Raw genomic sequence first — 26,340 nt, 5'->3', positions numbered from 1 at the left:
CATGACAGATCAAGTCGAGAGCCTCGACGTAGGCTTCCAGGATGGTGTGTCGACCAACGCCAAGAAGGCGACCGACGCCCTCACGGAACTGGGCAACGCCGCCGCTGCCACCGACGGCAAGGTCGAGCGCGCCGGCCGGGGCGCGAAGAAGGCAACCGACGAGGTCGCCGCCGGCGCAGCTGCCGCCGGGAAGGCCATCGACGCCTATGCCGAGAAGGTGGAGCGCGCCGACGAGCGGGTGAAGCGTCACGCCCAGACGGCCGATCAGCTCGCCAACAAGTTCGACCGCACCAAGCGGGAGGCGGCCGCCGTGGCGAAGGCCATAGCGCCCTACCAGCGGGCGCTGGACGACCTTGAGGCCAGCAGCGCGAGCGCGGCGCAGAAGGAGGAGCTTCGCGCCACCATCACGGCCAAGATGGAGGCTGCCACCGAGAAAGCCCGCGCCGCCGTGGCGCGCTATTTCAAGGATGTGGAGGCAGGCGCCGCTGCTGCGACCGCGGCGGCCGGCGGTATGTCGGCCGGCATGATCGCCGCCACCGCATCGGCCGGCAGTTGGGCCGGTGCGCTGGGCAAAGTCTACGAGACGGCCGGCAGCGCGACCGGCGGCTTGACCCAGGCTGCCCGCGCTCTGCGGGATCTGAACGGCGATTTCCAGTCCGGCCACGCCACCATGGCTGAATGGACCGCAGGGGCGAAGGGGCTGGAGGCCAGCCTGCGCGGGATCAGCGCGGCGCAGAAGGCGATCAACGACGCCACGGGCATTTCCCGCCAGACGGCGAACACGGCGACCATCGGCCCGACGCGCTACGCCACCACCGGCCGGGGGTCGAGCGGGACCGGCTCCATCACCTTCGGGGACGATGGCAGCGCCCAGCGGCTGGACGACATCGCCGCCGCCTTCGCCGAGGCGGACGCCAAGCTGGACGGTTACCGCGCCTCCCTCGGGCTGACCGATGTTGCCCAGCAGCGGTACGAGACCGGCCTCGCCGAGTTGCAGGCGACCATCCGCCGGGTTGGCCTGGACGAGGCCGAGGCAACCCGGCTTCTGACCGCCTATGCGGCTGCCCACGATCCGGCGATCAAAAAGGCTCAGGAGCTTGCCACCGCACAGGCGACCGCCGCGAAGGAGGCCGAGCAGGCCGAGCGCGCCGCCCTGGCGAAGATGTCGGCCGATTGGGACGCCGCCGTGCGGGAACGCGAAGCCGACGCGGCCATGATCATCGCGGCCGAGAAAGAGGTCGTCGCCGCCGTCAAAGCAGAGGAAACCGCTCTTCGTTCGCTGATCGGCACGCTGGACCGCACCTTTGGCGCCGACGAGAAGCTGGCCGCCGCGCAGCAGCAGCTCGACAAGGCCATGACCGACGGTGTCGGTGGCGTCAGGCTGTCAGCGCAGGAGCATGCCGCCCTGTCGGCGAAGCTGAAGGAGCAGCACGAACTCTCCACCCGCGCCACCAACAGCACGAAACTGGCCGCGCACGAGTCGCTGAACCTCGGCTACCAGCTTCAGGACTTCGTGGTTCAGGTGGGCAGCGGCCAAAGCGCCATCACGGCCATGCTCCAGCAGGCTCCGCAGGCCGTTGGCGCTGTCGGTGGCCTGTCGCGCGCCTGGGCGCTGCTGGTCTCCCCCGTCACCCTGGCGGCGCTGGGCATCACCGCGGTTGTGGGCGCCCTCGCCCTGGTCGGCGCGCGGGCAATCCAGATCAACAGCCAGATCCGCGATCTCACCGCCACGATGCGGGCCTATGGCACCGAGTCGCAGGCGACGGCCGGCTATCTGCGGGGAGTCGGCACGGCGCTTTACGAAGGCGGTGCCAGCCGGGACGAGTCCTTCGCCACCTCGAAGGTGCTGGCGTCCACCCGCGGCCTTTCCGCCGCCAGGGGGCGCGAACTGGCGCTCTTGGGCAGCGACATCACCGCTGGCATGGGTGGCTCGGTCGATGAGATGACCAAGCAGTTGGCCGCCATGGTGACGGACGGCTATCCGGCCATCATGAAGCTTCAGGAGGCCATCGGCTTCCTGAGCCCGGCGGAGGCGCAAGCCGTCCGCGTGATGGCGGAACATGGCCGGCAGGCCGAGGCGCTGGGCGTGGCGCTGGACGCCCTGCATCGCCGCTTCGACGGCATGCGCAAGGACGCCATGACCCCGGCTACCGAGGCGATGCACGAGCTGGGGGTGCAGTTCAACAGGATGGTGGATGCCGCCGCCACCTCCTCCCTGGTCATCAAGGTCGAGGTTGCGCTGTCCGAGACATTCAAGCTGCTGGCTGACTTCTTCGAAAAGCCGAGCAAGGACACCTTTGGTCGCTTGGCGGCCTCTGGCCTGTCGGCCATGAGCCTGACGCCGGGCAAGATCGTCTACGCCCCCCCGAAGCCGGAGGATGAGGCCGCCCTGCGGAAGCAGCTGGAGGAGGCCAAGGGTAAAGTCGCGGATCTACAGTCGCGCGGTTGGCTTGGCGGCCCGCACGGCGGCTATCGCGCCGACTTCCAGGGACCGCTGGAGGGCGCCCGCGCCGAGGTCGCGAGCCTGGAAAAGCGGATCGACGCGATCACCGGCAAGGCCAAAGCCGCCGCCGCGACCGCCGCGCCGGCCAAGGACCCGAACGGTGCCTCCGTCACCGGTGGCGCCGATGATGAGGCTGCCCGGAAAGCGCGGGACGCCAAGGCCACGGCATATGTGAAGGCGGAGGCCCATGAGGTGGACCGCCTCTCCGAGGCCCTGCGCGGGAACGCGGTTGACCGTGCCATGGCAACCGCAGCGATGCGGGCGCAGGACGAAGTGCGGGATAAGAACCTGGAAGGCACACCGAAGGAAAACCTCCTCCTGCTCCGCCAGCGGGAGGCGCGGCTCCAGCTGGAGGTCGCCGTCAACGACAACAACCGCGCCGCCGCCGCCGAGGTGGCTGGCGCCGATCTGGTGGCCCGCGCCTACGGCCAGTCCACCGCGGCGGTGCGCGAAGCCGAGATCCAGAGCAAGGCCATGGCAGAGGTGGCGCGCGGCACCATCGAGCCGTACGACGCCATCGTGACGCGGCTCCGGGCGCTGGACGATGCCCAGCGGAAGGTGCAGGCGGCCTCCTTCGACGCCACGCTGAAGCAGCAGACCGAGGACGCCAACCGGCTGGCTGCCGCCTGGGGACAGGGCGCCAACGCGGCGCGGGAGGCGGCGCTCGCCAACGAGGCCCTGGCCGAGGCCCGCAAGCGCGGGCTGGACCCGAGCAAGGACGCCGGCCAGATCCGGGACATCAGTGCCGGCATCCTGGCCCGCGACGACGCACAGCGCTCGCAGCAGTTCAGCCAGATGGCAGAGGAGCAGCGCCGGGCGGTCGAACTCGCCAACGCCAAATACGGCATGCTCGGCCAGAGCAACGCCGAACGCGCCAAGGCCGTGGCCGTGCTCCAGACCACGAACGAGTTGCGCGACAAGGGCGTCGACCTGACCGACGCCGGCACCCAAGCCTATATCCGGCAGGCGGGCGAGCTGGCGCGCGTCAACAGCCAGTTGCAGGACGCAGCCCAGCAGGCTTCCAACATCGCCCAGCCGATCACCACGGCGTTCGAGGATGTGGTGGTCGGCGCCAAGAAGGCCGGCGATGCCGGCAAGGCCCTGGCTGAAGATCTGAAGCGGGTCTTCATTCGCACGGTCATCACCAAGCCCGCCGAAACGTGGCTGACCGGCACGCTGACCAAGTTGATGTCCGGCGGCGTTACGACCGCGAACGACAATGTGCCCAAGCCCGCGAACGACCCGGGGCGGCTGGACCGCATCGTCGGCACCGTGAAAGGCGGTCTCGGCACCTCCGCAGACAACGCCATGTGGGTGCAGATGGCCGGGTCTGCCGCCGCGGTGGCCCTCGATCCCAAGGCGCTGATCGGTAGGCCCGCGCCTGTGGCGTCCGAGGGCGGCAAGGTCGCCAGCAGCATCGCCACTCTGTCCGCGACCAACGCCCAGCCTCTGCCTGTGGCGATCAAGGAGGGCGGCCAGATCACCGACTTGGTCAAGGCGCAGTCGCTGGTCCTGTCGGAAGCTCGGGCGCAGGGGGTGCCGGATGAGGTGGCGCTCGCTATCACCAAGATGGAAAGCGGCTTCCGGCAGTTCCGCCCTGACGGGAGCGTTCTGACCTCCAGTGCCGGCGCTATGGGCATGATGCAGTTGATGCCCGGAACGGCAAAGTGGCTGAACGTCGATGCGACCGATACTCAGGAGAATGTCCGGGGCGGCATGAAATTTCTGGCGATGCTCGGCCGACAATTCCATGGCGACTGGAATATGGCGGCGGCGGCTTACAATGCCGGACCGACAAGGGTGCAGCAGTACCTGACGCAGGGCCGCGCGCTGCCGGGTGAAACGGTCAAGTATGTCGAGACGTTCGGGAAGACCGTTAAGAGCGTCGGCGCCGATGTCGCGACCCTGGGCACCCGCACAGACACCGTGACCGCGGCGCAGGAGCGCGCTCTCCAGGCCCAACTCGACGCGGTGGAAGTCCAGCGCAGCGCCAACGACAACACCCAGACCCTGACCGCCACGCAGCAGTCTTGGGTGGATAGCGCGCTCGGGCTGACCAGCGTCACCAAGGACGCCACCTCCGTTATCGAGGTGAAGAGCCGGGCTGTCTCCCACATCGACGAAAACGCTATCTCCGCGGCCGACGGGCTGAAACAGGCGAGCGAAAGCGCGACCACGTTCACCACGGCGGTGGACGATGGAACGGACACCTTCCTCGGCGGCATCCAGAAGCTGCTCGGCGGTGCCGGCGATTGGATCAGCGGTCTCTTCGGCGGCGGTGCCAGCCAGCAGCAGAAGGTCATCAAGAACGCCGATGGATCCACGAGCTTTGCTCCGGCGGCGAAGGGGGCGGGCGGATCATGGCTGGACCAGCCGATTTTTGGGCAGAAGGCGGCGCCGTCCAAGGATTTTGTCGGTCCAATGCCGGCGGCGGAGGGCCTCTGGGGCTGGAACCCGTCCTACAGCCAGCTCGCCACAGGTGGCTTGGCGGTGGTTGGCGGCATTGCCGCCGCAGCACAGAAGAACGCGTCGACCGGACAGGTGATCGGCGGCGGCCTGACCGCTGCCGGCGGCGTGCTGTTGACCATGCAGAACAGCTACGCGAAGACGGCCGGTGCGGTCCTGTCGGTCGGCGGTGCTCTTCTCGCCGCGGTGTCCGGCGCGAAGGATCGGGGTGACAAATACAGCATCAGCCACATCACCCTGGGCGCCAATGGCCGCTATGCGCTCGGCGCCTCGGCCCAGGACAATGACGGCGACGCGACGAGATTTAACAGCGACGCAAACAAACTCGCGAAAGGCCTGAATGACATCATTGGCCGGCTGAACCTCACGCCAACCAACAAAGACAGCTACATCGACAGTAAGACGAAGAGCGCGGAGCAGGCCGCTCTCGAGCTGCTGAAGGGCATGCAGTCGGCGGTTCCGGCCGTTGCCTACGCCTTGGCCCACGAGACCTCCACCAGCCTGGAGGAGGCACTGGGGCACCTTGAGTTCGCCAATGGCTTCGACCGGCAGATCGCCGGCCTGCGGTCCAGCATAAGCGACCTGTTCACGCAGTTTCAGAGCGGTGTGGACGGGGCCAACACCTTCGCCAGGGGCTTGTTGGATGTGGTCGACAATGCGCAGACCGCCTTCGCGGTCAGCAAAGGCTCCAAGCTGCCGGGGTTCGCTCGCGGAACGCTGTCGGCGCCCGCCGGCTGGGCCGTCGTCGGCGAAGAAGGGCCGGAGGTTGTGCGGCTTTCCGGCGGCGAACGCATCTGGAACGCTCGCGAAAGCGGCCAGATGCTTGCCCAGATGGGGCAAGGCCGGGATGACACCCTGATCCACCTCCGTGGCGGCGACGAGCTGGCGGCGGTTCGTCGGGCGCTGGGCCATCCGGGCACCATCAACCCGGAGACCGGCCTGCTCGGGTTTGAATATGGCGGCGGCGATCACGGGTCGCCCGGTTCCGGCGGCTCTGCAGGAACCGGCGGCAGCTCGAGCGGCAACTCCTCCGGCGCCTCGGGCGGCACCTCCGGCGGTGCGGGGACGGCCAGCGAAGGGCCGTCGATCAGCCGGACGAGCAGCACGCCGATGTCTCCGGGCGACATGCAGTCGTACGGGGGCTACAGCTTCGGCTCGTTCAATGCGGATGATCGGTCGAGCACGATCGGTTTCGGCGGAGCCGCGAGCTATGCTTCTCCGACCTCCGAGCAGGTTGAGGCAACGGCTGCCGCTGTCGACAACGTGTACGGAACATCGCTGTCCGGATGGCTGCAAAATGCGGCGCTGAAATATGGGCTGAACATCAACAAGTCCATCGGCGTCGACCCAGAGACCGGGCTGAACAACACCCAACTGAGCATCAACGCTGCCGGTCTGGCCGGAGACATCGCAAGCTTGGCGACAGGCATTCCAGGCCTCGGCCTCGCGCTGGGAGCCCTGGCCGATCAGTTGGGCGTCGATCACATTTCCCTCGGATCAATCGACGCCAACGGCAAATTTTCCGGCGCCACGGGGACTGCGAGCGCCGCATCGGGCGCCATCGCACGAAATGGCGGAGACCCCGACCGCTACAGCTCCAATCTGGCCGCCGCCGAAACTCGGGCTGCCGCTGACCGGGATGCCGCAGCTGCGGCGCAGAAGGCCGCCGATGATGCGGCTGTGCAGAAGGCCGCTCAACGGGCGGCGCTCCAGACCCAATTCGATGCCGTCGGGCTGGCGCAGGACCGCGTCGACCAGTTGAACTCCATCGTCCAGTCCCTGGGCGACGGCACGTTCAGCCCAATCGGCAAGGACTTCGACGCACTGTCCGGCGACATGCAGAAGGCGGCCACCGCCTATGTCGCTGCCGGTCAGGCGGTGCCGGATGGCCTGTTCGGCGCGCTCAAGCAGATGGAGGCGCTCGGCGCCGTGCGGAAGCGGCTGCTGGACGAGGTGGCCGGCACTACCATCGAAAGCAGTCCCGAGCAGCAGAAGGTGGAGCAACTCAAAGGAAAGTGGTCGAACACAGCCACGGACCTCGTGAAGGCTTTCGCCTCTGTTGGCATCGTTGGCGATGAACTGGCTGCGAAACTCCAAGAGGGCTTCAACAACGGCCTGAAGAAGGAGCAAAAGTCCTACAGCGACGGCTTGGACACCGCCTATCGGAAGTCCAAGGGGGAGGAAGGATACGACTCGGCCGTCGGCCTGATTGACGCCTACAAGACGTCGGTGAAGGACGTGAACGCCCTGTGGCCGGAAGGTGCTGACAGGGCCTCGCAGATGGCGAAGGTCACGGGCACGCTGACCAACAACATGGGCGGGCTGGTCAAGAGCGGCTCGATCACTTCCACCAGCCTTCAGCAGATCATCGACACCTTCGCCAGCACACCGGAGGTAGTGAACGCAGCGCGGACAGCGCTCCAGGCGCTGAACGATGCAGCGGCGGAGGCGACACGGACATTCGACGCCGGGGTCAATGCCCGCATGTATGCCGCACTCGGAAACACCAGAGGGTCCGGGCTGATCACGCTGGATGAGCAGCAGCGGCAGGAGCTGCTGAAGGCGACAGAGGATGGTCGGGACACGAGCCAGTTGGTCCATGTTCAGGCGGCAGAACGCGGACAGAAGGCGTTCGAGCTGGCGCAGGCAGATGTCCTGTCCTGGTACGATCAGGAAATCACCGCCCGTCAGACCTTCATCTCCGACCTTCAGGATGGGGCGCTGAAGGTGTCGCAAGCGGCGGCTCAGTTCGCTGCCGCTCGCGATTCCCTGGCCATCAGCCAGGACGCACCGATCAGCCCGCAGGAGCGGCTGGCGGAGACCAAACGCCAGTGGGATGCGGCGCTTGCCACCGTACGATCGACAACCGCCAGCGACGCGGACAAGGACACCGCCCGGTCGAACCTGATCAGCTTGGGCCAGAGCCTGACCACCCTCGAAAAGGAGAACAGCGGCGGCACGGCCCGGTCGATCTACGACGAGGTGATGAGGGTGCTGGGCGAACTCGGCACCGTCGCACCCGACAGCGCGGCGGCGACGGCAGGCGCCCAACTGAAGACGTCGCAGGACCAGCTGAAGGAGTTGCAAAAGGCGCGAACCGAGGCGGCAGCGGTCGGGCAAAGGCAGCTCGGTTCGCTCGACACCCTGAAGGACACGATGGGGCAGAGCCTTGCCGTTTGGCAGGCGGCGCTGTCCCCGCTCCAGAGGCTGACCGGAACGACGCCCGGCACCTCTCAGCCGACCATGGTCAACACCTCTCGCTATGCCGCCTCCGCTGCGGTGCAGGCGCAATGGGACGGCCTGTCGGCCGGCGATCAGCTGGGTGTTGCCCGGCGCATTGGATGGCAAGGGGGCATTGACGAGTCCTTCAACATCTGGCTGGCGACCGCCTCTGGTAAAGCGGGCAGCTTCGAGTCTGAGGTCTCCACCGCCGACAAGCGGCGGAGGCTGCTGGCTTTCACGAATGCCGACATCGAGGCGGCTGTCGGTGGAATGCCGGACATCATGGCCGCGAGGGCGGCCGATCCGGCCTTCAACCTCGCTCAATGGTTCAAGGACTTCGGCATCGATGAGGTACTGGCGGGGACGCGGCACATCCCCGGCTTTGCCACTGGCACCCTGTCGACGCCGCCGGGCGCGGTGTGGGTTGGCGAGCGGGGGCCGGAGCTGCTGTGGCAGGGCGGCGGCGCGGCGGTCGCGTCGTCGGTCGACAGCATGCGGATCGTCGGCATGTACCAGACGGCGGCGAACGACCGCTACCCGGTCAACGTCACCCCGATCCAGCCCCCGGCCCGCCCGGAGTCGTCGGACAACCGGGAAGTCCTGGCGGTTCTGCGGGACATCGCCCGCCGGATCGAGCGGCTGGAGAAGGCAATCCACGATGCCGAGGGCGAAGCGCAGTTCCAGCGGAGCCGCATCGCCCAGGACGAACTCAAGCTGATGCGCCAGCAGCTGGACGAACTGCGCGACCAGCAGGCCAAGCGCGCCGCGTAACGGAGGTTTCCATGGACATCCATCTCTATGACCTCGTCGCCTATCACAGGGCGACGGGGCACCTTCACCGCTGGCCGCTCTGCGCCGGATCGGTGGCCTACCAGTCCCGGAGCGATGACGATCCGGCGTCCGTGACTTGGCTGCCGCTCGTGGGGCAGTGGCCGTCCGTTGCGGTCACGGCTGCCGGCGATGGAGCCAAGGCGCAGATCGACGACCTTCGGCTGATCAACGTCCGGCAGACCGACGACCTGCCGCATCTCGCCTCGGTCTTCAACATCACGACCAACACCTGGGAGCGGGTGCTGCTGGGCGTGCGGCCCCTCAACCCGCTCCTGACCGACTACATCATCCAATCGGTGACGGAACGGGTGGTCGCGGCTGGGGCGCCCCTCAGCACCGCGGTCACCGTCTGGCATGCCAAGGCCGGCAAGATCGCGCCTGATCGGACCGAGCTGAAGCTGCCGGTCTACGACAGGCAGTTGGACTTCGACACCCCGATCCAGAAGGACGACGCAAAATACGCCGGCACCGGCGGCTATGAGGGTCCGACGACCCTGAAGAACACGTTGAAGGAGCGCTGTTTCGGCCACTGCTTCATGGTGCAGCCGACCTATCTCGGGATCATCGACCAGGGCAGCGGCAACGGCGGGCTGCTGCATGTCTGGTCGGTCAACGGCGGCCAGCCCATCGAGGACGTGCCGCGCGGCTGGTCCGGCGGTGCCGCCGTCGCCAAGACGGCCGGCATCCCCGGCTCCAACCAGCTCCGCGTCGATGTTTCGACCGGCAGGATCCACACGGCTGTCCATTACGAGGACTTCCGAGTGGAGGTGAAGGGCGACAAGACGGGCGGCACTTGGCGCCGGTATATCGGCGAGGTGATCGCCTTCCTGGCCGTCCAGCACGGCGGCATCGTCACCGCGGCCGACGTCAGCGGCATGGACGCGACCCCGCGCACCGTCGGCCTGTACCTGCCGGCCGGCGACGGGCGCAGCCATCGCGACGCCTACGGCAAGCTGGTCGGGTCGGTGCCGAGGGGGAGGTGGTTCATCGACTTGGCCGACCGGCTGGTGGTGACGCGGCTGCCACGGGCCACGGCGGTCACGCCGACGCGGGCCTATAGCAAGGTCAGCGGGTCAACCGACGGCCTGAAGCCCACCGCCGGCAGCGATGTGGTGCCGACGAAGAAGGTCACGGTCCTCTTCGGCGAGAACCCGAACGCCAACACCACGGCGGTGGCCGATGCAACGGCGGCCGACGCGGCGCTCTGGACCCAGCAGTGGCGCGAGTCGGACAGCGCGACCGATCCGGTGATCGAGGCCGCTTATGGGGTCTCGGCCAAGACCGACCGCATCGAGACGGCACTGACCCTGAAGGCCGATGCCGACGCCGAGGCGCCGCTGTGGCTGGCCGAGAAGGCATGGCCGCCGCAGTCCTACAGCCTGAAGGTCCGGGACGGCGCGCCGGGCCTGTGGATCGGCGGCGGTGTGACCGTGGTGGACGATATCGCCGGCTTCGAGGATGGCGCCACGCTGGTCATCGCTGGCCGGACGAACAGGGACAGGGGCGGCGGCGCCACCCTCTACGGGGAGCGCTGATCATGGCCGGCGTGACCTATGCCTACCTCGCCGACCGGAACGAGGTGCAGAACGGCCCGCTCGATAACCCGGTCACCATCGACAGCCCGGCCGCATGGGGGCCCACCGCCCCGCTGGAGTCGATGCTGACGACGCCGGTTTCCGACCGGGCGGTGTGCCTGACCAAGGGCGATGTCGATTACGCGACCGGCGCACCGATCAACCCAGTGATCATCACCCTGACATGGCAGTACCCGATCTTTCTGACCGTCGCCTCGCTTCTCGACACCAACCTCCGCCAGGAAGCTTTTTGCCGGATGGAGGCGTTCGGCGACGCCGCGATGACGGAGCTGGTGGCGACGTCCGTGGTCGACGGGGTGGATGCCAACGTCGTCCCGCCGCTGACGGATCCGGAGACGATGCCGGCCGGCGCGCCCAACCAGATGCGCGGCGATCTCGATCCGCGGGACTTCGCCCTCCTGCCTACCAACCTGCATGTCGTGGTCCCGCAGGTGCCAGTGGTAGCGATCCGCTGGACCCTGTGGGGTGGCGCCTTCCGACCTGACGGCAGCGAGGACAGCGGCTATCGCATCGGCCTCGCCTGGGCTGGCGATGGCCTGATCTTCGCCCGACACGTCGGCAAGAGCGGCGAGGGCGTGAAGGACAACGACGAGTTGATCGCCGGCGCCGGTGGGTCGGCCTGGGTCGAGGAGGGCATCGCCAAGCGGTCGGTCGCCATCGGCCGCGAGGTGACCGACCGCACGCTCCGCGACGAGCTGTTCAAGATGGCGCTGCGCTCCGGGAAGCGGAAGCCGCTGCTCTACCTGCCCAGCATCGGCAACCCAGCCGACCCGGCCAGCACCGCCGATCCAGCCGCAAACTTCCTCTACGGCGGCCTGTACCGCCGATCCGCAGACCACAGCCAGAGCTATGTCAGCGCCCGCTACACCTCGACTTCAATCGAGTTGGAGGAGTTCAAGGAATGAGCCTATCCCAAACCGTGCTCGACGCAATCGACCGCCTGACACAGTACAATCTCGGCATTTACAACGCCGTCTCCAACAAATTTGGCCTATCTGGTGTCGGCGGCATGGCCGCCAACTGGAGCCGACACTCCAAAGACATCGCCACGGCCTGCGAGGCGGTCGGCACTCTGACCGATGCCTCCGCCGCCAGCCAGACCGCCGCCGCGGGGTCGGCAACCGCCGCGGCAGGTAGCGCCACGGCTGCCCACGCCTCCGAACTGGCCGCCGCGAGCAGTGCGTCCGTCTCCGCCGGCAGCGCCACGGCAGCCAGTGGCAGCGCGACCGCCGCCGCTGGGAGTGCTGCCGCCGCGGCTGGCAGCGCATCCGCAGCGGCCGGCAACGCCACCCTTTCCGGCCAGTATGCAGCGGCAGCCGGCGGGTCGATCCCGTCTGTCCGCATGACCTGGGACACCGCCACGGCCGACGCCGATCCCGGCAACGGCAATGTGCGCCTCAACAACGCCACGGCAACCGCGGCGACCGCGGCCTATGTCGACAACCTGGATGCTTCCGGTACGAGCATCACCACGGTGCTTGACCGGTGGACAGCCAGCACGAACACGGTCAAGGGCACGCTGCGGATCGGCCACCGCACCGATGCCACCAAATGGCTGGAGTATCAGGTCACCGGCACCGTGGTGGACGGGACCGGCTATCGCAAGATCACGCTGACCGGCGGCACCGGGCCGGGCGGCTTCGCTGCTGGCGATCCGGTAGCTATCGGCTTCAGCCGGGCCGGTGATGCGGGATCAAGCACTTTCGCGCCCGGCACTGCCGCCGCGCCAGGGTGGGCTGTGACAGGCGATCCGGATACGGGGATGGCCCAGGTCGGCGGCGCAAACACCGTCTCGCTGGTCGCTGGGGGCACCGAGAGCCTGCGGGCTGTGCTAATGGCAAGCGCCGCCAACTGCCTGACCGTTTCGGCAGCCGTGGCCGGCGACCATCCGTATCTGATCCCCATCGGAGCGGATGCCAACATCGGCATCAATCTCAAGACCAAGGGCACCGGCCCTGTTCTGTTTCGCGGCGGCGACCACTCTTTGCAGGCCGCAGTCAATCCGGTGGCTGGGGCGACCCGCTATCTCACCTTGAGCGGGAGCAACGGCGGTTCTCCTTCGATCAGCACCAGTGCCGGCGCACTGAACCTGACCTCTGCGACAGGTCAGGTGCTGATCAATGGCGCGGCTATTGGTAGCGGTGAAGATACGGCGACCTCTATTGCTGCGGCTGCCACCGTCGATATCGGCGGCACGACCGCCAAGGCGATCAAGGTCACTGCCGGCACCGGGCCGATTACCGGCTGGGGCACGGCGGCGGCCGGCGCGCATCGCGACATCACTTTTGCGACGGTCGTCACGCTGACCCACAACGCTACCAGTGCCATCCTGATCGGTGGCGGGGGCATCACGACGGTGGCCGGCGATACCTGCCGGATGGAAAGCCTCGGGTCTGGCAATTGGAAGATGCTCTCATACCAGCGGGCCAGTGGTTACCCGCTCGGCACCGCTACATCGCAATCGCTCAGTCCATCCGACAAGTCCAGCAACGCCACACTTAGCAATCTAAACACCACTGTCGTCACGGCTGACGGAAATATCGCGTCTGGACGTAGCGTTGCGGCAATGACGACTCCGGGCTATTGGGAGGTGATTGTCGGCACCATCGGCACCAACGTCGTGCCGGGCATCGCGTCTGCTGCAACCGCCTTGACCGATTACATTACAAACAGTTCGACCGGGTACGGCTACCTGCCCTCAGGCTTTAAGGCGAACAACGGCTCTGCAAACAGTTTCGGTGTCAGCTACACGACCGGCGACCGGCTGTGCCTTGCCTACAACCCAACCACCCGCAATTTCTGGATGGGCAAGGTTGTAGGAGGGGCTGCGGTGTGGGGTGGCAGCGGCGATCCCGCGGCCGGAACCAATCCGGCCTACACGACGCCGACAAGCACGCCGATGTTCCCAGCCTATTCCGTCGCCGGCAGCGGCTCGTCGCTGACCTTCGCCTTCGGTTCGGGTCAGCAGGTCGCAACCCCGCCCGCTGGCTTCGCTGCATTCGCTTAAGAGGAACTGACCATGGAAATTGAAACGCACGAATGCGTTCCGCAATTCGATGCCGCCACTCATCGGGCAATGCCGTCGGGTGCCTGGGAGCTGGAAACCTATACTGCGGCAGACGGCTCCTCCCGGCAGCGCTTGCGGCGAGATTGGGCGGTGGAGCCGATCCCGCCGGAGGAGATAGCCGCCGCGATCATTGCCGCCCGCGCCGCCGCAATCGCTGCCAACAACTCGGCCGCGGGCCGGGCTCGCGAAGCCTACCTGACCGCTGTGCCGGGTCAGGCGACCACCTACGCTGCCAAGCAGGCGGAAACGCTCCGCTGGATTGAGGCGGGACGCCCGGCCGATGCAACCGCCGCCGCCTATCCCTGGGCCAGTGACCGCGCCGACCTGCGCTCCGTCAGCGTGGCCGCGGTGCTTGCCGAATGGGAGGCCGTTACCGCCGCCTGGGAGGCGGCAGGTCGCCAGATCGAGCGGGAGCGCGAGCGCGTCAACGAGGCTATCGGGGCGGCTGGCACGCTGGAAGCGATCCTGGCAGCGCGGGACAGCGCCGCTTATCCGATACCCTGATCGCCGCGACAACACTCCAACCCCTGACCACCCCGGCCGCCGCGAGCGGCCTTTTTCATGCCTGGAGGTCCCTATGCCCGATGGCCCATCCCCGGCCGAGCAGCAGGTGCAGCAGGCGCTGGCCGACTGCGGTGGCGACAAAGACGCCGCCCTCCTGCTGCTCGCCCTCCTGCTGACCAAAGCCCGCGGCGGACTGTCCGCCGGGCTGCTGCGTCTGCCGCCGGCCGACCGGCGGTAGAAGCGTTACGGGCGCCCTGTAACGCATAATTCCCCCCAACCTGGAGAAGATCATGTCGAACACGCCCACCGGCGCGGCGATCCCGCGCGCCATCACCGTCACGCCGCTGACCCACCCCGAAGCGGTCGACCTGATCGTCTTCGCCGAGGTGACCAGTCGCCGCACCTATGAAGCCCGCTACGTCCACCCGACATGGCCGGGCGGAGACAGCGGCGTGACCATCGGCATCGGCTACGACCTTGCCCACCACGATCCCGACGACTTGGTGCTGGACTGGCCCACCATGCCGCCGGCCTCGCGCGCCCTGCTGGAGCGGGCGTGCGGCGTCTCCGGCCTGCCGGCCAAGGATGTGGCGGCCAAGCTGTCCAGCGTCGTCGTGCCCTGGGATGCGGCCTACGCCTGCTTCCGGGATCGGACTTTGCCGAAGTACGAGCGGATGACCGTCGATGCCTTCCCCGGCTCGGTCGACCTTCCGCCCCTGTGCTTTGGCGCCCTGGTCAGCCTCGTCTACAACCGAGGCGCCGGCATGGGCGAGCAGGGTAAGGCGTCCTGGGACAGCCGCCGGGAAATGCGGGCCATCCGGGACCTGATCGCCGCCGGCCGGCTGGCCGAGGTGCCGGCGCAGTTCCGGGCGATGAAGCGGCTCTGGCCGGGCGTGGGTGGGCTGCTGACCCGCCGCGATGCCGAGGCCGCCATGTGGGAGCGAGGGCTGGCCGCCTGACAGGCCACCTCAGTCGGACAGCAGCGCGGCCCGCGCATCCCGCCCGTCCTGGCTGAGTTTCCAGGCTCCGGGGCAGTGCCCCGGCGCGATAAGCCCAAGATCTTCCATCTCGATGAGCAGCCAGTCTGGCGGCCCGGCCGGGTCCGGTCCGTAGATTTCATCCTCGGCATCGGCCGTCAGCAGACAGAGGATCTGATCCCGCGACAAGGTCGCCTGCACATGGACGCGGGCGCTGTACTGCGGCTTGGGCATGCTGGCCTCCCTCGCGGTTCGTCACCAGCATGCTCTCGCTCCATCCACCTGACAATCCACCCGCCCGCGCCATCCCGGCCGCGGGCTTTTTCATGCCTGAAAGGAGGCATCTCATGGCCATTGCAATCCCTCTCATCACCGCCCTGACGCCCGTCATCGCCGACCTGATCGACAAGATCCCGGACCCAGACGCCAAGGCGAAGGCCACCGCTGCGGCGAACGCCCAGCTGGTCGCTATGCTCCAGGCCGGCGACGCCTCGCAGCTCCAGGTGAACACCGCGAAAGCTGCCAACCCCTCGCTGTTCGTCTCCGGCTGGCGGCCGGCAGTCGGCTGGGCCTGCGTCCTCGGCCTGCTGGTCCAGACCGTCGGCTATCCGCTGATGGGGTGGGCGCTGTCGATCTGGTCGCCGGGAACGCCAATGCCGCAGATCGACACCGATACCCTGATGGGGCTGCTGGTGCCGATGCTCGGGCTGGGGGCGTACCGCACCTTCGAGAAGGTGAAGGGGGTGGCGAAATAATCATAACCCTTAAGACTTAACGTATGCGCGATATCAGCCACAACACTTCAACAATAATAAAGGCCGCCCGAATAAGGCGGCCTTTTAAAAAATTATTATAGACCATTTAATTGTTGGAAAGATATCTTACATCCAAATGGCTTGTTGCATAACGTCTCGCATTCTCCGAATCGCCGCACGTCCAACCATGTCAATCTTTAGGAGGTCAGCATCAGAGGCTTCCGCCAAATGTTGTACCGTGACAATCCCGGCACCTTTTAAGCGGTAAATTTTATCCTCTGTTAGTCCATAAGGGTACGCCCTCGATTTTGCGAGGACATCAATACTTTTATTTAGAATTCCTAGGCTATCATCTCTGGAGAGCTCCGGGATAGTGATGGATGAAAACGTTGCCGCAGACTGGTGTATCTCTGCCAAGTCTGGTCTAGCTTCTATCCAGTCATTTATCATTTCGATTGTCAGACGTTTATTGGGAACTTTTTCGAGAATGCTGCAAAGATTAACGGCAAAAACAGGTCCGCGGCCGCCCGATTTCATGCCGCGAGACGCTTCTCTCTTTGCAATGAAGCCGAGATATTCGAGTATCTCGAATATTTTAGAGTATTGACTTGCATAGTGCCGGTGTATTGTCACTCTGTCTTGAGCAGTGGCTTTCACATTGCCCCGGAGGGGCTTGCAAAGATGGTCGATAATAGCTTCAAATATACTCATGGATGGAGTGATGAGTGGCTCATAAACGCCAAGCTTGGGCGCAACCTCCTCCATAAGGGGCCAGTAATAATCTTCAGCCATCGCAATTATACACGTATTGACCTCTGGTATGCTAATCCGGACCCTGTCGTCAAACCGATTGCATGCGAGGATAAAGGCTCGCATGTTTCCGACGACCGCACGACCAACAAGTTTAGCAAAAATCTCCGGCGTAAGGCGATCAGAGAATATATCACGATTGGCAAGATTGGGGTATCTAGCCTTTATTACTTCAATAAAGTAATTTCCATCGGCAAGCACATTAGATCTGCTGATATCGATCACTGTCGAGTCGTTGAACACATCAAATCTCACGCCAAATTTTGTAACACCCGGATAAATTGAAGCCTTACAAGATGTTGCGCTGCTTGAAAGCGTCCTGAATAGATCAAAAAATATCTCAAGGGGCTTTTCGCGTCCGATATGTGCGGCATCATCAAAGAGAATCACAATGCGCTTGCTTAAAGCTTGAGCAAGCTTTGCAAGGGAGATCTGGAGTGAGACTTCATTTTCGGCGATATCGAATTCTGCAGATAAGTTCTGCGCATTAAGTTCTGAGGCGATAGCTTTCGATAGCAGTGAGCAAAAATGTCCAATGTATTCATCACCATCAGATTGGAGAAGTGGTAGATAACGCAAGCTCATGTATATCGAAAACACTGTCCCGGCTGCTCTCATCCTACGATGAGATTCAATCAAAAGAGCGCTTTTGCCACTTCCGCGACCACCACGTAGTAGAACTGGACCATGAGCAGATAGTTTTCTGATGATAATTTCATCAGATTGCGAGAATGAATGGTAGCCGGCAAACTTCTCTGGCGGGCATTCTTCGGCCGCGAGGATCAGTCCAGCATCACTCTCTTCATAAAATGAATCGTTCATGCGAATGTTTCCCTAAATTCCGTATAGATCGCTAGTGCATCATCGCTACTTAAGGAGCGATAGGCGGTCGGGGCAAAGTGGGAGATAAACCCCATGTTCGAGACTTGGATGAAGCAGTCACGGATCGAATCCTTGAGTGTGACTTCATCCATTAAGGTTGAAGGAGCGAAAAAGTCCCAATGTACACCTTTTGACAATTTCGAATATAGACCAGAGCATTTTCCTTTGGTTTCTTTAATAAATTTATTTGGCTCTACCCGTTTTATTTCGTGTAAATCTGATATTCCTTTGCCGTCGAGAAATACTAGGGCGTTTTCCATCGCTGGCTTCCAGTATAGATGATCAACATACCCAGAAAAAAGAGCCCTACTTATTTTCGATATATCGTAATCTGAGTGCCAAAGCTCTCTGGTTGGGCTCTCATCTGTAAATACATCTCCAGTCCATTTGAATCCTGATTTTGCTGCCTTGGTGTAATCAAAACCGCCCTGCGTTTGAAATTCAGATAAGTAAGAAAGTCTGAATGGATCGTAGCGACCGACCAGCGCAGCACATGTATTCTCTAGAATAACTCTAGCGCAAAATGCACCAAAGCTCTGCGCATCGTCTGTAAACTCTCCATTTAGATAGACCATAGCTTTTTCTGAAAATCTATCAATAGATGAGCATAATTGATCCAATGTTGTACTGGCAACGCAAGGAGTTGCAATATTTCCACAAACCAGCTTACCTAAAACCACAATGAAAATCTCCTTTCGCTTATGTGAAGCTTACTTTGAATGTGGGTGTACACAACCTTCTATCGAAAACGTCATGCCGAATTGATGTGCGAGATCAAGTCTGCCCGGTCATTTCGCACATTGCCCACATCCCGGTGGACCGGCCATAGCCGCGTCTGGTCCGCCGGGTACGGGCGCATCAGCGCCACAAGATCGGCGGGACCCACTTCCTCCTCACCGAGCCATGCAGCCCAGGCGGCAGGAGGCAGGATCACCGGCATGCGGTCATGGACCTCGCTGGTGACCTCATTGGCCGTCGTGGTGATGATCGTGAAGGTATGGAGCCACTCGTCGGTCGCTGGGTCCTTCCAGCCTTCCCAGAGCCCAGCGAAGGCGTCCGGCTTCTCGTTGCTGGTGGTGCCGATGGCAAAAGGTTGCTTGGCCTTACCCTCGGTCTTCCACTCATAGAAATTGTCGAAAGGGATCAGGCACCGGCGCTTCTTGAATGCTGACCGGAAAGCTGGCTTGTCCGGCACCGACTCGGCGCGAGCGTTGATCATCCGGGCCGCACTGGCGGAGTCCTTGGACCAGACCGGCACCAGCCCCCAGCGGAGCAATGCGAGCGTGCGCTCCTTCGTCTCCGGATGGGTCCGGATCACAGGCAGCATCTGCAACGGCGCCGCGTTGTAGCGCGGGCCGAACTCGGGCAGTTGGCCGACCACACCGAACCGGGTGGCGATCTGGTCGGTCGGGCTGTGGATGGCAAATCGTCCGCACATGCGGCCAGGATGATCGTCCGGGTATGCCGCGTCAACCCGACCACCCGGCCTAACAACCGCCCACCCACGCCGCCGGCAGAACGGGCAGGGGAGCACGTCGCGCAGCTCGGCGAGCCGGACGTCTGGTCCCAGCCGCTGCATCGCGTCGATGACGTCCACCTCCCACCTTCGCCGGCAGGCGCCGCAGGTCGCCGAAAGCTGGCTCCGCACCGCCATCAGGTCGCCAACCCTGGCGCCAAAGCGCGACAGAGGAACGGACGATTTCCACGATGCCTCTCCGGAATGGGCGCAGCGGGCGCAGGCCATCTTATTGATGGCGTGCTTCAGGTAGGCATGTGCCCCCAGGCGCCCCATCAACTCCGCGCCGTCGATCTCCTGCTCATGGCTGCACCGGTGACACAGACGGACAGCTTCCACCGTCTGCTGGAGGAGGTCTCGGAGGCGGAGAGTGGGCAGCAGTAGGATGGGTGCGGGTGATGGCATTCGTTCTCCATACGTTCCTGTGTATGGAAAGCTGAGCTTCGCGGTTCGGTCAATCCGCCATTTGTGGCGGGTGCGACGGACAACCGCATCGAACTCCATCATTACGAGTGAAGAACTTCACAGATGCATCGCACAGATATGCCTACGACCGCATGAAACACATGCTAGGGGAAAAATCGATGCTCTGCCGAAACCTTGTCATCAATAACCGCCGCACCTCTATGCGCATGGAGGCGGAGTTTTGGATGGCCCTGGAGGACATGGCGCGGCAGCGTGGGGTGTCGGTCGCTGCCTTGGTATCTCAGGTCGATATGGACCGAGGCGAATCGCCGCTAACCCGAGTCATTCGGGTGATGTGCATTTCACACTTCCGCGAAACGCTTCACCGGCTGGCGGAGTCGGACGGCATTGCTGGCGGAAACCACCACGGCAGCCGCCACCAGCACGATCACCGCGCCGATCCCGGTCAGCATGTTCGGCACCTCGCCGAACAGCAGCCAGCCTAATCCGGCAGCGGCCGGCACAGCCAGGAAGTCCAGCGGCGCCAGGAAGCCGACGGTGGCCTTGCTGAAGGCCTTGGCCGCGGTGTACTGCGCCGCTACGCCGCACAGGCCCAGGACGGCCAGGATGGGCCAGTCAGCGGCGGGCGGCGTCACCCAATTCGGCAGGGCAGCGGGCAGGGTGCCCAGCACCGAGGCGGCTGAGTAGATCAGCACGATCATGCCGGGGGCATTGCCGGCCTCCGTCAGCCGGCGGACGGCTGTCTGGGAGCCGGCCGTGGCGACTGCCGCTACCATGGCCGCTACGACGCCCAGCACCTGCTCCGGCTCTTGCAGGGCGGGTACCAGGGGGATGGCCGCACCGATGAAGCCGATCACCACCGCCAGCCACACGACCGGACCGGACCCCTCGCCCAGCATCAGCCGGGCGGCGACCGGGAGCATCAGCGCGCGGGTGAGGAAGATGAGGAACACCAGAGCCAAGGGTGCCGCGCCCAGGGCATACATGAAGGCGTAGAGGGCCAGCACGCCCAAGCCACACCGCAGCACATAGCCGACTGGGTCCTTCGCCTTGCCCATATCGGCGACGAGCCGCCACGCTGCCACCAGCACCACGGCCCCGGCCGCTGCCCGGAAGAAAGCCAGTTCAGCAGTGGGCAGCTTGGAGCCAAGAAACTTCGCCGCAGCAGAGCTGGCGGAGAAGGTGATGGCTGAGGCGAGCGCCCAGAGGGCGGCTTGGGCGGGGGAGGGAAGCATTTCGCTCCGAGTCGGCAGGGTCTGGGGGATGCACAACCCCTACCAGTGTCGCGGCGGACCGACAACGGCGATTGTCGTCACAAATTTCCACTCTCGTTACAAGCGTGAAATTCGCCGCGCCCTCAAGTTGTATTCGTCTTTACTACCAGTATGGACGAACTAAAATAAGCTCAATGGTACACCTAAATTTTGCACTCACCCGCAGTTAAGAGGATGCGCCTTGGGAAAAACCGCGCTCTTAAAATATCGAAAGCAATCATGACATCAAGGCCGCTGCTTCAGATAAGACTGCCAATATCTTGTGATACCCGAAAAACAAGGCAGAAGAACAAAGCTTATGTATCTGATCATTCTTTCATGCATATCAGCGTATGTTTCCACGCGATACGCGCCTCATTTGGTTGATATGGAAATTTCCATATTCATGACGGAAATGTCCTGTTAGCGTACCAAGAAGTTCAACCTGTGGCGTTTGCTCTATGATGCTGCTTCCCGTGTTGCCTCCCTTGCCGCCTCACGCAATCGACCTGATCCAGTCGGCCGAAAGCGCTGGCGGGGCGGTTCTCGTGTTCGACCGGGAAGACCGGATCATCGGCGCGAACCAGGAACAGCGCCGTATCATGCCGTGCAACGCCTACAGCCCGGACGACACCTATGGCTCGCTATTCTGGAGTCTGCACCGAGCTGGATTGACAGGGAACAAAGGAGCAAAGGCCGATCCCGCGGCATGGCTTGCCAATACCATCGCCGCCCGTCATAGCAGCCCGAACTTGGACTTTGTGAACAGCTATCCGTGGGGTCGGATGCTCGTCTCGCATCTGCGTCTGGAAGATGGGACGAGCATTCAAGCGCGCCTTGACATGAAAGCGTCAGGCATCGACCGATACTTCGGTGACTATGATGCCGGCTTGGGCGTGATGTTGGCCGTGCGGGTACAGCGCGAAATGCGCGGCCTGCAATCGGCCCTGGACAATCTCGGTCTTGCCGTCGCGCTCGTGGACAGTGCCGGAACGCCCATCCATCAGAACGTCAGTTTCGGCGAGTTGTTGGAAGCGGCGGACGGGCTCACGCTGGCAAGCGATGGTTCTGTCATGGCGCTGGACGGTTGCGACGATCTCGTGTTGCGCCAGACCTTGGAGCATGTCGCCACAGGCGCTGTCCCGTCATGTCATGTGCCGTTGCGCCGTCCCGGCGGGTCGCCGCTGATTATGGCCGTGAGCGCCGGGACCCTACCGGGGACGGCGGTTCTCGCCGTGGCGCGCGATGGTGAGGACGACCGTGAGATCGCCGCGGTGCTGATGCGGGCATTCGACCTGTCGCCAGTCGAAGCCGAGGTCCTTGCCGCGCTCGGCGCTGGGCTGTCGGTCAAGGAGATCGCGCAGCGGCGGGGCGTTACCGAAGGAACAACGTACCTCCAGGTCAAAGCCGTCAAGGTGGCCTTGGAGCGCTTCGAATTTGCCGCAACGGATCTGGCTACGCTCGCCAGTCTCGTGACTCGGATTGCGGCAATCACTCGTGCACCGCGACCGCGTGCGCGCAACAACCGGAGGCTTTCATGAGCAAGGTTCTGAATTACGATTTCACCCGCTATCGCGACGCGATGGTGGAGCGCTTCGGCTTTTCGGAGACTGACCGAGACGCTGCATGGACTGACCTGACCATCATCCTCTGTGCCATGGAGGCCAATCCGACCAAGCCGTTTGCCTTGACCACGGCTGCCGACAATGCGCTGCACGGTCTTGTGCTGGACACGGCCGGTTTGATTCGTTTCAGCGAGACGGTCTTTGGCCCCGGCGCGGTGGCAGTCCATGACCCGTTCGCATACGGCACCCCGCAGTTCGACGAGGGCTGGGCGAACACCCGTGCCGCGTTCCGCGCCGCTGGCGCCCAGGAACCGCCCATCAACTACCGTGACGCCTCGAACACCCCGGTGGGACTCAGGCCGATGGCCTGCCTCGTTGAAGTTCGGCGTATGGAAGATATCCGGATTGCCGCCTGACCGTATCTAAAGGGCGCTCGCCTGCGCCAACAAGCGAGCGCCCGTCTAGGACGGTCACCCAGCCCAGACGATCACCCGTAGCCCTAGGAAGCAACGATGATCACCAAAGAGCATACCGCCGTATTGGGCGGTGGCAAGGACCCTTGCGCCTCAATTACCGAGACGTCCGGCCAGGAGCGGTGTTACGCCGCCGGGATCTCCGACAGCGTCCAAGCAGCTGCGTGCATAGCAAAACTCTCGCCGCGTGAAACGGAGGTATTGCATCGCATTGCCCGCAACCAATCGACCAAGGCGATTGCCGGAGATTTAGCCATCAGCCCTAAGACCGTTGAGTGCCACCGCGCCCAGGTTATGCGCAAGATGGGATGTCGGACACTGTTCGATCTGGGGCGGCTCTGGGGGCTTGCGTCGGCGGCATCGCCATCTCTCGAAGGCCCTGACCGCCCACAAGGCAGTATCGCGCTCCGGACTGCGTTCGCTACCGTTGACGCTTTCGGTCAGTCGTCGGATTCCAGCCACCTGCTTCAGATCGACCACCTGACGCCGCAGCAGCTCCGCGACCGCGCTCATGGCGACCGGGAGGACGCTCAGCGCGCCATTCTAAATGGCTCCGTTGCGGCGGCCGCCATGTTGTTCAATGACGCTGAGCGGTGCGAGCAGCGGGCGAAGGTGTTGGAGCGCGTGGCGGCTGTAACGCCTTTGCCGCGGCGGCCGACCAACTGTCCAGCAGCCTGATTCCCTGGCCGAAACGATGAGCGCCCAGCTGCTACGAACAGCTGGGCGCTTTGTCGGATCTGGAAACCGAAACAGAAACCTGATCGCGACGCGATCCACACGGAGCCTTGGAAAACTCATGAAGATCGACCGAGAGGATACCCCTCAAAGCGGCGATGGCAAGCGCACTCTTGCCGCCGACGTAGCGAAGTTCCAAAGCGAGTATGCATCCCTGCACGAACGCTACGTCGGATACCGATTCGATGCCGCATACCGACGCGAGATCGAGCGGCTCTATGCCGAGTTGGACATGGCGGTGCGGTCGGCTCCGGTCATCGCCTCGGCAGGGGAGGCCGCCAGCCTGATCGATCTGGAGATCATGCTGTTCCGGGAGTTCGAGGGGGAAGCCCCGGTAGGCATCCACGCAACCCGACGGGCCGGGCTGGAGGCGGTCGGCGCGTTCTTACGAGCGGCAGGATAGGGAAGAAGAGCCGGCGTTATCTGGAAGAAACAACGCCGGCCGTTTTCCTTTAAAACATGGTCAGCGAGCCAAGATGAGAATTATCATCGCTATGAATGTCAACACGGCTAGGCTTAGATAAAATGGGAAAACAGTTGTCGATTTCCAGCATGAGGTAATATGCGAAGCTTCCACTTTCGGGACTGATAATGAAAATGGCGTCCCATTAAAATTATTGTTCGCAACTTTATCGTACAGTGCTCTGTAGGCTCTTTCCTGCGCCAAGAAGTAGGAGTCGAGAAGCCAGAAAAGAAAAATGGGAATATAGGCAATGATTGAGATGTAAATATTTGTGTCTTTGGCCGCAAGAGCAAAAAGGGCGGCAACAATGGTGACCGACCATCCTTTGATCGAAAAAGAATTGGTGCCCATTCTTCCAATAATTGACTGAATAAATGTTAAATGAGCTATTTTAGCTTCCATGGATCGCTTCTTTCTTCAGGTCATACAGAATGTCGAGGTTGTGTGCTCCGAGGTACTTCGGAGATCCTTTCGCATTCAACCAGTTGCGAAGGTCCCCCTGATTTAAGCCAGTTAAGTGGTCCAGGTCGAGATCGTACATAAGTGCCAAAGTTGGCGACCCTTCTGTTATATGCCTTTTCTCCAAAGCGATAACTTCTCTAGGGTTGTGCTTACGTACTAACTTTGTCATTGAGATTTCAGAGTAAATCCAAGGAGAATGAGTTGATGGGTTGTTTATGCTGTCGTTTGCGTCAATTGAACGAGGAGTATTAAGGAAAATAATGCACTCGCTTTTGTCTATCATTTCTGAAAGTGCCGTCGAAAGCATCATATGAACATGGCTTGTGGAAAGGTTTCTTTTTTTATAAATAAAAGTCTCCGATGATGGGTTATAGCAATAGGTTCTATCTATCAAACCCAATAGTTTGTCTGCATGACCCCATACGCATGAATCAATAAACGATGTTAATTCGAAATTATGCTTAATCCAGCCGGCTAATCCTATGGCGAGGTCACGATCTGCACGTGAATGAGAAATAAAAACGTCGGCGTGATCGCATGGAAACCAGTTTGCCTTGATTTTGGTACCATCAAGTTTTCCATCGGTCCTAGAAAACGAGGAAATCGTTCGAGATATCCGATCATCAATGGCTTGAACATCATTTCTGATATGACTATCAGAGCTGCCAAAAGGATTGCCGTCTATCTTTAAATTAAACCCTCGGAACATTTATCACTCCAAACAATCTTAAAGGAGCTTTACGCTGTCGGGGATGTGGTCAAAACAGGAAACTCGGGCGCCGCATTCTACAATCTTAGACACAATGGTTGCAACCGCCTTCAGAGCGATCTCCCTAGGTCGCTTGAGCGCCTAACAGAACCATCTTTGGACGAATCGCCAGCAGATGAGACTGGCGGCTATTTTGTGGAAGGCGGTAAGATATCAGCGCGCCGCTCGTAGCGGACGACGATGCAACAGAAGCGGGCGAACCAAGCGAGCGTCCACTCGACCACCCATCAATGTCGGCCGAGGCGCTCGCTGCTCTCGATGCCGCGCCGGGCGATGCGCGGGATGATCCCCCGCCGGCGTAGCGCCTGCCGGCAGTGGGCGAAGCTGTAGCCCCTGTCGGCGTGCAACTCGGCTGGTCGGCGCCATGGCCGGCCCGCACATTGGCGGATCGACGGCACGGCATCGACCAACGCGTCCAGGAACTTGCTGCCGTGTCGGTTGGCCGGCGAGAACCTCGGGGCGAGGGGGATGCCGTTGGTATCGACGAGGATATGGCGCCTGGAGCGCAGCTTACCGCGATTCGTTGGGGGCGGGCCGGTCTCCTCGTCCCCTATTTTTTTGCTGGAACGCTGGCGCTGTCCACTGTCGCTCGATCTTGGTTGACGGCGTGGCATAGCCAAGCCGATTGAGCAGCACGGGATGCGGCCGCTTCCAGACGCCAGCTCGATACCCGTCGTGCAGCCGGCGCCATCAGGTCATGCCCGAACCGCACCCTATCTCCACCGGCAGCAGCTTCCAGGGAGTGCTCGAGCGCAACGCGAACAGAATACCGGTTAGCGCGGCGCGGTTGTCCAGCCGAGGCCGCCTGCCCTTCGGCTTGGGCGGCTCCGGTGCGGGCAACGGTTCAATCGGCGCCCAAAGGGCGTTGGATGCGAGAGGCGAAGCCATAACCCGCCCTTCAACAGCCCAAACGCCATTTTGGTAGTTACTCTAAGGACTGGGCCGGCTGGCGTGAGATGGCTCTCCTATCCGTCGGCCCTAACTGCAGGTCGAGCTTTCGATGTGTGGTGGCTAACGATATGATGGCAGAGTGCCATCTCTTGTTATCGAAGCGCTGTGTGCAGAG

Annotated in this window: 19 protein-coding genes and 2 pseudogenes; 13 read left to right on the top strand and 8 right to left on the bottom strand. The window is 63.0% G+C overall.

All coding sequences use genetic code 11. The features are described from left to right. Position 1 precedes the first annotated feature (1 nt). From ABNQ39_RS06915 to ABNQ39_RS06885, 7 genes are all read left to right on the top strand, one after another. Entirely contained in the window at positions 2-8,962 is an 8,961-nt protein-coding gene (locus ABNQ39_RS06915; protein ID WP_376959630.1) for a transglycosylase SLT domain-containing protein, read from the top strand. Between the two features lie 11 nt (positions 8,963-8,973). Then, the gene (locus ABNQ39_RS06910; protein ID WP_376959629.1) at positions 8,974-10,557 is read left to right on the top strand and encodes a hypothetical protein; all 1,584 of its coding nucleotides are present in this window, start codon (positions 8,974-8,976) and stop codon (positions 10,555-10,557) included. A 2-nt stretch (positions 10,558-10,559) separates the two neighbouring features. Continuing rightward, positions 10,560-11,522: a hypothetical protein gene (locus tag ABNQ39_RS06905; protein ID WP_376959628.1), complete on the top strand. Its 963-nt coding sequence runs from the start codon at positions 10,560-10,562 to the stop codon at positions 11,520-11,522. After that, positions 11,519-13,624 (top strand): hypothetical protein, encoded by a 2,106-nt coding sequence (locus ABNQ39_RS06900; protein ID WP_376959627.1) that lies wholly within the window; start codon positions 11,519-11,521, stop codon positions 13,622-13,624. The genes ABNQ39_RS06905 and ABNQ39_RS06900 overlap by 4 nt, the downstream gene beginning before the upstream one ends. A gap of 12 nt (positions 13,625-13,636) precedes the next feature. After that, a complete protein-coding gene (locus ABNQ39_RS06895) occupies positions 13,637-14,188 on the top strand; it encodes a hypothetical protein (protein ID WP_376959626.1) in 552 nt (183 codons plus the stop codon). Between the two features lie 73 nt (positions 14,189-14,261). Continuing rightward, on the top strand, positions 14,262-14,426 hold the full coding sequence (locus tag ABNQ39_RS06890) for a hypothetical protein (RefSeq protein WP_376959625.1): 165 nt from the start codon (positions 14,262-14,264) through the stop codon (positions 14,424-14,426). Positions 14,427-14,478: 52 nt separating this feature from the next. Further along, on the top strand, positions 14,479-15,147 hold the full coding sequence (locus ABNQ39_RS06885; RefSeq protein WP_376959624.1) for a hypothetical protein: 669 nt from the start codon (positions 14,479-14,481) through the stop codon (positions 15,145-15,147). A 9-nt stretch (positions 15,148-15,156) separates the two neighbouring features. On the opposite strand, the gene ABNQ39_RS06880 is transcribed toward ABNQ39_RS06885, so the two are convergent. Then, the gene (locus ABNQ39_RS06880; protein WP_376959623.1) at positions 15,157-15,399 is read right to left on the bottom strand and encodes a hypothetical protein; all 243 of its coding nucleotides are present in this window, start codon (positions 15,397-15,399) and stop codon (positions 15,157-15,159) included. A 113-nt stretch (positions 15,400-15,512) separates the two neighbouring features. Between ABNQ39_RS06880 and ABNQ39_RS06875 the strand changes: the two genes are divergently transcribed. Next, positions 15,513-15,920 (top strand): 3TM-type holin, encoded by a 408-nt coding sequence (locus ABNQ39_RS06875; RefSeq protein ID WP_376959622.1) that lies wholly within the window; start codon positions 15,513-15,515, stop codon positions 15,918-15,920. 126 nt (positions 15,921-16,046) lie between these two features. Here ABNQ39_RS06875 and ABNQ39_RS06870 read toward each other — a convergent pair whose 3' ends face one another. The 3 genes from ABNQ39_RS06870 to ABNQ39_RS06860 all read right to left on the bottom strand — a co-directional run bounded on the left by ABNQ39_RS06870 (position 16,047) and on the right by ABNQ39_RS06860 (position 19,533). Continuing rightward, positions 16,047-17,552, bottom strand: a complete 1,506-nt coding sequence (locus tag ABNQ39_RS06870; RefSeq protein WP_376959621.1) for a hypothetical protein — start codon at positions 17,550-17,552, stop codon at positions 16,047-16,049. Next, entirely contained in the window at positions 17,549-18,292 is a 744-nt protein-coding gene (locus ABNQ39_RS06865) for a hypothetical protein (protein ID WP_376959620.1), read from the bottom strand. The genes ABNQ39_RS06870 and ABNQ39_RS06865 overlap by 4 nt, the downstream gene beginning before the upstream one ends. Before the next feature lie 71 nt (positions 18,293-18,363). After that, positions 18,364-19,533 carry an SOS response-associated peptidase gene (locus ABNQ39_RS06860; protein ID WP_376959619.1) on the bottom strand — a complete coding sequence of 390 codons (1,170 nt, stop codon included), beginning with the start codon at positions 19,531-19,533 and terminating at the stop codon, positions 18,364-18,366. A gap of 152 nt (positions 19,534-19,685) precedes the next feature. Here ABNQ39_RS06860 and ABNQ39_RS06855 point away from each other — a divergent pair. Further along, positions 19,686-19,841 (top strand): annotated as a pseudogene (locus ABNQ39_RS06855) (ribbon-helix-helix domain-containing protein); the annotation flags it as partial. A 54-nt stretch (positions 19,842-19,895) separates the two neighbouring features. Here ABNQ39_RS06855 and ABNQ39_RS06850 read toward each other — a convergent pair. Further along, positions 19,896-20,789 (bottom strand): DMT family transporter, encoded by an 894-nt coding sequence (locus tag ABNQ39_RS06850; protein WP_376959618.1) that lies wholly within the window; start codon positions 20,787-20,789, stop codon positions 19,896-19,898. A 479-nt stretch (positions 20,790-21,268) separates the two neighbouring features. On the opposite strand from ABNQ39_RS06850, the gene ABNQ39_RS06845 reads away from it, so the two are divergent. The 4 genes from ABNQ39_RS06845 to ABNQ39_RS06830 all read left to right on the top strand — a co-directional run bounded on the left by ABNQ39_RS06845 (position 21,269) and on the right by ABNQ39_RS06830 (position 23,983). After that, positions 21,269-22,348, top strand: a complete 1,080-nt coding sequence (locus tag ABNQ39_RS06845; RefSeq protein ID WP_376959617.1) for a helix-turn-helix transcriptional regulator — start codon at positions 21,269-21,271, stop codon at positions 22,346-22,348. Beyond that, positions 22,345-22,788, top strand: coding sequence for a hypothetical protein (locus ABNQ39_RS06840; protein ID WP_376959616.1), 444 nt, complete (start codon positions 22,345-22,347; stop codon positions 22,786-22,788). Before ABNQ39_RS06845 ends, ABNQ39_RS06840 begins: the two co-directional genes overlap by 4 nt. 96 nt (positions 22,789-22,884) lie before the next feature. Next, on the top strand, positions 22,885-23,523 hold the full coding sequence (locus tag ABNQ39_RS06835; RefSeq protein WP_376959615.1) for a response regulator transcription factor: 639 nt from the start codon (positions 22,885-22,887) through the stop codon (positions 23,521-23,523). Positions 23,524-23,641: 118 nt separating this feature from the next. Beyond that, positions 23,642-23,983 carry a hypothetical protein gene (locus ABNQ39_RS06830; RefSeq protein ID WP_376959614.1) on the top strand — a complete coding sequence of 114 codons (342 nt, stop codon included), beginning with the start codon at positions 23,642-23,644 and terminating at the stop codon, positions 23,981-23,983. Positions 23,984-24,043: 60 nt separating this feature from the next. On the opposite strand, the gene ABNQ39_RS06825 is transcribed toward ABNQ39_RS06830, so the two are convergent. The 3 genes and pseudogenes from ABNQ39_RS06825 to ABNQ39_RS06815 all read right to left on the bottom strand — a co-directional run bounded on the left by ABNQ39_RS06825 (position 24,044) and on the right by ABNQ39_RS06815 (position 26,162). Beyond that, complete coding sequence (locus tag ABNQ39_RS06825; protein WP_376959613.1) at positions 24,044-24,445, bottom strand: hypothetical protein; 402 nt, start codon at positions 24,443-24,445, stop codon at positions 24,044-24,046. Continuing rightward, positions 24,435-25,214 carry a hypothetical protein gene (locus ABNQ39_RS06820; protein ID WP_376959612.1) on the bottom strand — a complete coding sequence of 260 codons (780 nt, stop codon included), beginning with the start codon at positions 25,212-25,214 and terminating at the stop codon, positions 24,435-24,437. Before ABNQ39_RS06820 ends, ABNQ39_RS06825 begins: the two co-directional genes overlap by 11 nt. 141 nt (positions 25,215-25,355) lie before the next feature. After that, positions 25,356-26,162, bottom strand: a pseudogene (locus tag ABNQ39_RS06815) (IS5 family transposase). Positions 26,163-26,340: the final 178 nt, after the last annotated feature.

The organism is Azospirillum sp. A26, assembly GCF_042604635.1.
Classification (GTDB): domain Bacteria; phylum Pseudomonadota; class Alphaproteobacteria; order Azospirillales; family Azospirillaceae; genus Azospirillum; species Azospirillum palustre.
This window is presented reverse-complemented; position numbering and strand designations above follow the sequence as displayed.

Bases quoted from the DNA above. Each gene is read 5' to 3' on its own strand.
- ABNQ39_RS06915 (WP_376959630.1), top strand. From the start codon at position 2: ATGACAGATCAAGTCGAGAGCCTCGACGTAGGCTTCCAGGATGGTGTG.
- ABNQ39_RS06910 (WP_376959629.1), top strand. From the start codon at position 8,974: ATGGACATCCATCTCTATGACCTCGTCGCCTATCACAGGGCGACGGGG.
- ABNQ39_RS06905 (WP_376959628.1), top strand. From the start codon at position 10,560: ATGGCCGGCGTGACCTATGCCTACCTCGCCGACCGGAACGAGGTGCAG.
- ABNQ39_RS06900 (WP_376959627.1), top strand. From the start codon at position 11,519: ATGAGCCTATCCCAAACCGTGCTCGACGCAATCGACCGCCTGACACAG.
- ABNQ39_RS06895 (WP_376959626.1), top strand. From the start codon at position 13,637: ATGGAAATTGAAACGCACGAATGCGTTCCGCAATTCGATGCCGCCACT.
- ABNQ39_RS06890 (WP_376959625.1), top strand. From the start codon at position 14,262: ATGCCCGATGGCCCATCCCCGGCCGAGCAGCAGGTGCAGCAGGCGCTG.
- ABNQ39_RS06885 (WP_376959624.1), top strand. From the start codon at position 14,479: ATGTCGAACACGCCCACCGGCGCGGCGATCCCGCGCGCCATCACCGTC.
- ABNQ39_RS06880 (WP_376959623.1), bottom strand. From the start codon at position 15,399: ATGCCCAAGCCGCAGTACAGCGCCCGCGTCCATGTGCAGGCGACCTTG.
- ABNQ39_RS06875 (WP_376959622.1), top strand. From the start codon at position 15,513: ATGGCCATTGCAATCCCTCTCATCACCGCCCTGACGCCCGTCATCGCC.
- ABNQ39_RS06870 (WP_376959621.1), bottom strand. From the start codon at position 17,552: ATGAACGATTCATTTTATGAAGAGAGTGATGCTGGACTGATCCTCGCG.
- ABNQ39_RS06860 (WP_376959619.1), bottom strand. From the start codon at position 19,533: ATGCCATCACCCGCACCCATCCTACTGCTGCCCACTCTCCGCCTCCGA.
- ABNQ39_RS06850 (WP_376959618.1), bottom strand. From the start codon at position 20,789: ATGCTTCCCTCCCCCGCCCAAGCCGCCCTCTGGGCGCTCGCCTCAGCC.
- ABNQ39_RS06845 (WP_376959617.1), top strand. From the start codon at position 21,269: ATGATGCTGCTTCCCGTGTTGCCTCCCTTGCCGCCTCACGCAATCGAC.
- ABNQ39_RS06840 (WP_376959616.1), top strand. From the start codon at position 22,345: ATGAGCAAGGTTCTGAATTACGATTTCACCCGCTATCGCGACGCGATG.
- ABNQ39_RS06835 (WP_376959615.1), top strand. From the start codon at position 22,885: ATGATCACCAAAGAGCATACCGCCGTATTGGGCGGTGGCAAGGACCCT.
- ABNQ39_RS06830 (WP_376959614.1), top strand. From the start codon at position 23,642: ATGAAGATCGACCGAGAGGATACCCCTCAAAGCGGCGATGGCAAGCGC.
- ABNQ39_RS06825 (WP_376959613.1), bottom strand. From the start codon at position 24,445: ATGGAAGCTAAAATAGCTCATTTAACATTTATTCAGTCAATTATTGGA.
- ABNQ39_RS06820 (WP_376959612.1), bottom strand. From the start codon at position 25,214: ATGTTCCGAGGGTTTAATTTAAAGATAGACGGCAATCCTTTTGGCAGC.